The organism is Sporosarcina sp. JAI121 (genome assembly GCF_013408665.1).
Taxonomy (GTDB): Bacteria; Bacillota; Bacilli; order Bacillales_A; family Planococcaceae; genus Sporosarcina.
The window spans coordinates 276,689-284,815 of record NZ_JACCCL010000001.1 but is presented as its reverse complement, the minus strand read 5'-3'; the positions used below and the strand labels follow the sequence as shown (position 1 = coordinate 284,815).

General features: G+C 49.0%; 5 protein-coding genes. All 5 read right to left on the bottom strand.

The window, feature by feature from the left end; genetic code table 11:
• Positions 1–847 precede the first annotated feature (847 nt).
• The 5 genes from icmF to HDC33_RS01395 all read right to left on the bottom strand — a co-directional run bounded on the left by icmF (position 848) and on the right by HDC33_RS01395 (position 8,117).
• Entirely contained in the window at positions 848–4,105 is a 3,258-nt protein-coding gene (gene icmF, locus HDC33_RS01415) for a fused isobutyryl-CoA mutase/GTPase IcmF (RefSeq protein WP_179390754.1), read from the bottom strand.
• A 39-nt stretch (positions 4,106–4,144) separates the two neighbouring features.
• Complete coding sequence (locus HDC33_RS01410) at positions 4,145–4,789, bottom strand: TetR/AcrR family transcriptional regulator (protein ID WP_179392572.1); 645 nt, start codon at positions 4,787–4,789, stop codon at positions 4,145–4,147.
• Positions 4,790–4,804: 15 nt separating this feature from the next.
• Entirely contained in the window at positions 4,805–5,944 is a 1,140-nt protein-coding gene (locus HDC33_RS01405) for an acyl-CoA dehydrogenase (RefSeq protein WP_179390753.1), read from the bottom strand.
• A 154-nt stretch (positions 5,945–6,098) separates the two neighbouring features.
• Complete coding sequence (locus HDC33_RS01400) at positions 6,099–7,235, bottom strand: acyl-CoA dehydrogenase (protein ID WP_179390752.1); 1,137 nt, start codon at positions 7,233–7,235, stop codon at positions 6,099–6,101.
• A 30-nt stretch (positions 7,236–7,265) separates the two neighbouring features.
• The gene (locus tag HDC33_RS01395; protein WP_179390751.1) at positions 7,266–8,117 is read right to left on the bottom strand and encodes a 3-hydroxybutyryl-CoA dehydrogenase; all 852 of its coding nucleotides are present in this window, start codon (positions 8,115–8,117) and stop codon (positions 7,266–7,268) included.
• Between the last annotated feature and the right edge of the window lie 10 nt (positions 8,118–8,127).

The following is an 8,127-nucleotide window of genomic DNA, read 5'->3' as shown; positions in this document are numbered from 1 at the left end:
AAGAACACTGCTCGTCTTTTCGCTTCGGCTACCACATGAAGGCGCCTGCGCTGGTTTTTCTTGGGGATGTTCGGGATTTTGGAGATACTGGAAAAGCCCGTTAGTATAGATTGGATTAAGGATTCTCCATCTTACACGCTCCGGCGCTTGTGGATGCCTCCCGCGATAAGCCGGGCAGAAGAACACTGCTCGTCTTTTCGCTTCGGCTACCACATGAAGGCGCCTGCGCTGGTTTTTCTTGGGGATGTTCGGGATTTTGGAGATACTGGAAAAGTCCGTTAGTATAGATTGGATTAGGGATTTCCCATCATACACGCTTCGGCGCTTGGGGATGCCTCCCGCCATTAGCCGGACAACTTCGTCGTCAGTCTTACGGCTCCGGCTACCCCTGTAAGGCGCCTGCGCTGGTTTTTCTTGGGGATGTTCGGGATTTTGGAGATACTGGAAAAGTCCCGTTAGTAGAGATTGAAGTAAGGATTTCCCATCATACATGCTTCGGCGCTTGGGGAGGCCTCCCTTGAATGTTGTATACCGTTTTCAATACTTCAACTAATTTACTGACAACTATCGCTAGGTAAAAGGATATAAAAATCCGTGCTAAACCGAAGTTTGCACGGATTTTGGTATCTTTAATACGGTTTTTCGGTATCTAGCCACTTTTCTCATTGTCCAGCTACGGTAGCCAGACGCTCGGGTGCTAAGTCTGCCCGACTATGCGGAAAAACGCCGCTCCATCGGTCCGTCTTATGCCTGTCGCGCCTTAACGGCCGCCTCCGCATGGGCCCATAGGATGTGGGTCATGCAACCTTTGCCGTACGACGCGGCGGTCTTTGGCTGCGTTCCTTACTTACATGTTTCTGCGGTACTGCCCGCCCACTTCGTATAACGCGTTAGTGATTTGACCGAGGCTTGCTACTTTTACGGTTTCCATCAGTTGTTCGAAGATGTTGCCGCCGGAAACTGCTACTTGTTTCAATTGCTGCAGGGCTGTTTCGGTTTCATCGGCATGCGAGCTTTTGAATGCGCGCAGGTTGATGATTTGTGTTTCTTTCTCTTTTGTCGTCGCACGTGCGATTTCCATGTTGTCGACGTCTTCGGAAGATGGCGGGTTCGGGTTCAAGTAGGTGTTGACGCCGATGATCGGCAGCTCGCCCGAGTGCTTTTTCATTTCATAATGCATGGATTCTTCCTGGATTTTGCCGCGCTGGTATTGTGTTTCCATCGAACCGAGCACGCCGCCACGGTCATTCAGGCTTTCGAACTCCTGTAAAACCATTTCTTCGACGAGATCCGTCAATTCTTCGACGATAAATGCGCCTTGGAGCGGGTTTTCATTTTTCGACAGACCGTGTTCATTTGTAATGATCATCTGGATCGCCATCGCGCGGCGGACCGATTCTTCCGTCGGCGTTGTAATCGCTTCGTCGTAAGCGTTCGTATGGAGTGAGTTACAGTTATCCTGCAATGCCATAAGCGCTTGCAACGTCGTGCGGATATCGTTGAAATCGATTTCCTGCGCATGCAAACTGCGGCCGGACGTTTGGACATGGTACTTCAATTTCTGGCTCCGCTCGTTCGCGCCGTATTTCTCGCGCATCGCAACTGCCCAAATGCGGCGGGCGACGCGACCGATAACCGTATATTCCGGATCGAGACCGTTCGAGAAGAAGAACGACAAGTTCGGAGCGAAATCGTCAATATTCATTCCGCGGCTCAAGTAATATTCAACATACGTGAAGCCATTCGATAGTGTGAATGCCAGTTGTGAAATCGGATTCGCGCCCGCTTCTGCGATATGATAACCCGAAATCGAAACGGAATAGTAATTACGCACTTTTTGGTCGATGAAGTACTGCTGGATGTCCCCCATCATGCGCAGTGCAAATTCTGTCGAAAAGATGCATGTGTTCTGCCCTTGGTCTTCTTTCAGAATATCCGCTTGTACTGTTCCGCGGACGGATTGAAGCGTTCCTTCTTTGACTGCAATGAATTCTTCAACTGTCAGCGGACGTCCCAGTTTTTCTTCATTGATACGAACTTGCTGATCGATTGCCGTATTCATGAACATCGCTAGGATGATCGGGGCCGGACCGTTGATTGTCATCGAAACGGATGTCGCCGGTGCGCATAGGTCGAATCCTTCATAAAGCTTTTTCATATCATCAAGCGTACAGATGCTGACGCCTGATTCCCCGACTTTCCCGAAGATATCCGGACGTTCATCCGGGTCTTCCCCGTATAAGGTTACAGAGTCGAATGCAGTCGATAACCGCTTTGCATCGTCATCTTTCGATAAATAGTGGAAGCGGCGGTTCGTCCGTTCCGGCGTTCCTTCTCCTGCGAATTGCCGTTTCGGATCTTCCCCTTCGCGTTTGAACGGGAATACGCCTGCAGTATAGGGATACGAACCTGGTACATTCTCTTTATAAACCCAACGAAGAATCTCCCCGTAATCCTTGAATTTCGGCAACACAACTTTCGGGATTTTCAATCCGGATAGACTTGTTGTCGTCAATGCCGTGCGCAGTTCCTTATCTCGGACTTTTGTGATGAACTCATCACCCGCATAGGCTTCTTTCAACTTTTCCCAGTTTGCTAGTATCCGTTTTGATTCCGCGGTCAATTCTTCCTTGACGCCATCCGCAAGAGACTGCAGCGAAGTGACGAGCGCATCGTCCGGCGCTTGTTCGTTGACCGTCTGAATAGCCCCTTCGAGCTGGAACAGTTTACGTGCAAGCTTTTCCTGCACATCGGATTTTTTGTGATAACCGCGGACCGTATCCGAGATTTCACGCAAATATTGCTGACGGTCGTTCGGGATGATGACGTTCTGTTTCTGTGTTTTGACGAACTGGCCATATGAGGTTTCCCAGTCGAGGCCGCATTTTTCATTCAACACGGACACGAGTGCTGCGAAAAGTGAGTTCGTCCCCTTGTCGTTGAACTGGCTGGCGATTGTGCCATAGACCGGCATTTTATCGAGCTCCTGGTTCCAAAGGAGATGGCTACGCTGATACTGCTTCTGCACTTGGCGTAATGCGTCTTCAGAGCCTTTACGCTCGAATTTATTGATAACGATCAAGTCTGCGAAATCAATCATGTCAATCTTTTCAAGTTGTGTCGGCGCACCGAATTCACTTGTCATGACATACATGGAAGCATCGGATACTTCGGTAATTTCAGCGTCCCCTTGCCCGATTCCGCTTGTTTCTATAACGATGAGGTCGAAACCTGCCGCTTTCACGATGTCAAGCACGTCTTTAATGGCTCCGGACAGTTCTGAACGTGAGCCGCGCGTCGCCAGACTTCTCATGAAAACCCGTTTGTTGAAGATGGCGTTCATGCGAATACGGTCACCAAGTAATGCCCCGCCCGTTTTTTGTTTTGTCGGGTCGATGGATAGAATTGCGACTCTTTTTTCAGGCAGTTCGTGGAGGAAGCGGCGGATTAATTCGTCAGTAAGCGAACTTTTTCCTGCTCCTCCGGTTCCTGTTATTCCAAGAATCGGCGTATTTTTAGAAAGTGTGCGCGCCTTTTCAACGACTGCGGTTGCTTGCGCATCGTTTTTGCCGTTCATTTCTTCCACATAGGTAATTAAATTAGCTAGCACTTCCGGCTGATCAACGCTCATTTTTTCGAGATTTTCCATTTCATTAGCAGTTTCCGTAAGAAAATCGCATTGTTCGAGCATCCGGTTGATCATCCCTTGAAGGCCCATCTTACGGCCGTCTTCCGGTGAAAAAATCCAAGTGATGCCATAGTCATGTAGCTCGTTGATTTCCTTCGGGATTATCACTCCACCGCCGCCCGCGTAAATGCGGATGTGCGGAGCCCCTTTTTCCTGAAGAAGGTCGTACATATATTTGAAGTATTCGACGTGTCCGCCTTGGTACGATGACATCGCGATTGCCTGGACATCCTCCTGGATCGCTGCATTGACCACTTCTTCGACAGAACGGTTGTGACCCAAGTGGATAACTTCCGCTCCGCTTGACTGCAAAATGCGTCGCATGATATTGATGGATGCGTCATGGCCGTCGAAAAGACTCGACGCCGTGACGAAACGGATATGGTGCTTCGGTTTGTAGATCTCAACTGTTTCCATATATAGAACACCCCTTCTGCACTTTTGAACGTTTGACAATTAAGATTGCACTTTTTGAACCTGTCCCCCGATTAACCCCTTGAAAAGCTGATCCGTCTGAACGCGGATATAATCTTCTATCGAATAGTTTTTATGCAATGCCCATCTCCGAAATGCCCACATCTGTCCTTGAACGACGATATGATGAGCTGCAATTCCAACCTCTTCCCCGTCAATGCGCAGTTCCCCCGAATTTGCACAGGCCTGTAGAAGTTTTTCGAACAAAGAGACCATTTCCATCTCTTTCGTTAAGACGTATTGCAATGCATCTTTCGGCAACGATTTCGTTTCTTGGTACATGACGACGAATTCATCCGACATATCGTCTATCAAATGATAATACTGACTAATGGCCACTTGCAGCCCGTCAACCGTCCCTTCCTGGATAGGCAGGGCGGAAAGACGGTCGTGCACTTCGTTATAAATGCTATCGCAGACGAGATAGAGCACATCTTCCTTCGTGCGGATGTATTCATAAAGCGTTCCGATGCTGAACCCCGCCGCTTTTGCAATTTCACGGGTTGTTGCACGATGGAACCCCTTCTCTTTGAATAGTTTCACCGCGCCGCGGATCATCTGTTCACGCCTTTTTTCAATCAGGCTCTCATCTTTGACGGAAGATTTCACTTCTCGTTTTGCCACTATCCTTCACCTCCGAGCTTATTTTGTCAGCATGCGGGAGATGACGAGACGTTGGATTTCCTGCGTTCCTTCGTAAATCTGCGTAATTTTCGCATCACGCATGTAACGCTCAACCGGATAGTCTTTTGTATAACCGTAGCCGCCGAAAACTTGAACGGCATCCGTCGTTACTCTCATCGCTGTATCTCCAGCCATCAGTTTCGCCATTGCAGACGCTTGGCCGTATGGTAAGTTATTCGACTCAAGCCACGCCGCTTGGTATGTCAACAATCTTGAAGCTTCCGTCGCTGTCGCCATATCCGCCAATTTGAATCCGATGCCTTGGTTAGCTGCAATCGGCTTGCCGAATTGAACGCGTTCTTTTGCATAGTCGACAGAGGCATCAAGTGCACCTTGCGCAATTCCGACTGCTTGCGCCGCGATTCCGTTACGCCCGCCGTCGAGAGTTTTCATTGCGATGATGAAGCCTTGCCCCTCTTCACCGAGTAGATTTTCTTTCGGTACGCGGCAGTTGTCGAACATGATTTCAGTTGTCGGTGATGAACGAATGCCGAGTTTGCGCTCTTTTTTACCAACAGAGAAGCCCGGGAAGTCTTTTTCCACGATGAACGCGCTTGTGCCTTTATGTTTTGATTCCGGATCAGTGACTGCGAAGACGATGTAAATATCAGCAATTCCGCCGTTTGTGATGAAAATCTTGGAACCGTTCAAGATGTAGTCGTCCCCGTCCAACTTAGCCGATGTGCGCATGCCGCCTGCATCAGAACCGGAACTAGGCTCTGTCAGTCCGTATGCACCTATTTTCGTTCCTTCCGCCATCGGACGAAGGTATTGCTGTTTCTGTTCTTCCGTTCCATATTTGAATACCGGCCAGCCTGCAAGCGATGTATGTGCAGAAAGCGTGACGCCCGTTGACGCACAGACGCGTGACAACTCCTCCACAGCGATACAATATGCCAGGAAGTCACTGCCGATGCCGCCGTACTCTTCCGGCCAAGGGATACCTGTCAGGCCGAGTTCCGCCATCTTCTTGAAGATATCCATATCGAAACGCTCTTCTTCATCACGTTCTTCAGCAGTCGGCGCGACTTCGTTTTCTGCAAAGTCGCGTACCATTTTGCGAATCATTTCATGTTCTTCAGATAGTTTAAAGTTCATCGGATTTCCCACCTTCTCTATTTTATGGGTGACAGGCACCCGCACTTTCACGTTTTTTCGAACTAACATGTTTGTTTGAACTTTCATGTTTGTTTTGAAGTTGTATTGGTGACTGTCACCCATACAATTGCGCCACTCCACCGTCACCCGCGCGTTACTTCAGCAAATGTTTTGAAATGACGATGCGCTGGATTTCGCTGGTGCCTTCGTAGATTTCGGTCACTTTTGCGTCGCGGAAATAACGCTCTACCGGATAATCTTCCGTATAGCCGTAGCCACCGAACACTTGGACCGCGTCAATCGATCCTTCTACCGCCGCTTTTGAAGCGAACAGCTTGGCCATCGATGCTTCTTTTCCACATGGTAATCCTTCCGCACGCAGTTGTGCAGCGCGGTAGACGAGCAATCTTGCCGCTTCGACTGCGGTTGCCATATCCGCCAGTTTGAATCCTACGCCTTGCTGAGCGGCAATCGGTTTGCCGAATTGGACACGTTCTTTCGCATAACCCGTCGCCGCTTCAAGTGCAGCTTCTGCGATACCGAGCGCTTGGGCAGCGATGCCGATTCGACCGACGTCAAGGTTTGCCATCGCAATTTTGAAGCCGCCATTTTCTTCCCCGAGCAAATTTTCCGCAGGTACTTTCATTTGATCAAACGACAGTTCGACTGTCCGTGAACCATGAAGACCCATCTTCCGCTCATCTTTTCCGATAACGAGACCCGGTGTGTCTTTATCGACGATGAACGCCGAAATGCCGTATGTACCTTTCGATGAATCCGTTGATGCGAAGACGATGTAGACGTCCGCTTCCCCGCCGTTCGTGATGAACATTTTGGAGCCGTTCAAGACGTAATGATCTTCTTTCTTCAGCGCACGTGTTTTGAGCGAACCTGCGTCAGAGCCTGATGAGGCTTCCGTAAGACAGAACGCGCCAAGGTATTCGCCGCTCGCTAATTTCGGAAGATAACGGCTTTTCTGCTCATCGTTTCCGAAATACATAATCGGATTTGTACCGACCGATGTATGAACGGAAAGAATGACGCCGACAACAGCACTCACTTTCGAGAGTTCATGGATAGCGCTAATATAAGAAACGAAATCCATGCCTGCGCCGCCGTATTCTTCAGGAACCGTAATGCCCATCAAACCGAGGCCGCCCATTTTCTTCAAGATTTCACGCGGGAATTCCCCAGCTTCCATACGTGGAATGAACGGTTCGATTTCAGTCTTTGCAAAGTTTTGTACCATATCGCGCATCATCTGCTGTTCTTCGGTGAATGTTAAATCCATCATGATTTCCCCTTTAAATGAAAGCGTTAGTTATTCGTAAACGTAGAATCCTCGACCCGATTTCTTTCCTAGCCATCCTGCTTTTACATATTTCCGGAGCAGTGGACATGGGCGGTATTTCGAATCGCCGAATCCTTCGTGCAGCGTTTCCATAATATACAAGCATGTATCTAGCCCGATGAAATCTGCTAATTGTAGCGGTCCCATCGGATGATTCATGCCGAGCTTCATCACTTCATCAATCGCTTCTTCTGTTGCGACGCCTTCATAGAGCGTGTAAATCGCTTCGTTGATCATCGGCATCAGTATGCGGTTTGCGACGAAACCTGGGAAGTCATTCACTTCAACAGGTGTTTTCGACAATTTCACCGTCATCTCTTCAACCGCTTTGTATACTTCATCGGCCGTTGCGAGGCCGCGGATGATTTCAACAAGCTTCATGACCGGAACCGGGTTCATGAAGTGCATGCCGATCACTTGTTCAGGACGTTTTGTTGCCGCCGCAATTTCAGTGATTGGAAGAGAAGATGTATTGGATGCGAGAATCGCGTGTTGTGGCGCGATTTCATCCAGCTTCGCGAAAATGGATTTTTTGATGTCCATATTTTCGACGGCGGCTTCGATGACAATATCAGCGTCCGATGCATCTTGCAGATCGAGTGATTTCGTTATGCGACCGAGGACAGCGGATTTTTCATCTTCCGTCATGCGCCCTTTTTCGACGTTGCGGGAAAGGTTTTTCGTAATGACCGCAAGTCCCTTTGCATAGGATTCCTCTTTAATATCATTCAGTTTCACGTCGAAGCCGGCTTGTGCACAAACTTGAGCAATGCCTCCGCCCATCTGTCCTGCTCCAATGACCATTATTTTTTTAATTTCCATCGATTAACGC

What these genes read in the sequence shown, in the direction of transcription:
- icmF (WP_179390754.1), bottom strand. Translation starts at nt 4,105, where the DNA reads ATGGAAACAGTTGAGATCTACAAACCGAAGCACCATATCCGTTTCGTC.
- HDC33_RS01405 (WP_179390753.1), bottom strand. Translation starts at nt 5,944, where the DNA reads ATGAACTTTAAACTATCTGAAGAACATGAAATGATTCGCAAAATGGTA.
- HDC33_RS01400 (WP_179390752.1), bottom strand. Translation starts at nt 7,235, where the DNA reads ATGGATTTAACATTCACCGAAGAACAGCAGATGATGCGCGATATGGTA.
- HDC33_RS01395 (WP_179390751.1), bottom strand. Translation starts at nt 8,117, where the DNA reads ATGGAAATTAAAAAAATAATGGTCATTGGAGCAGGACAGATGGGCGGA.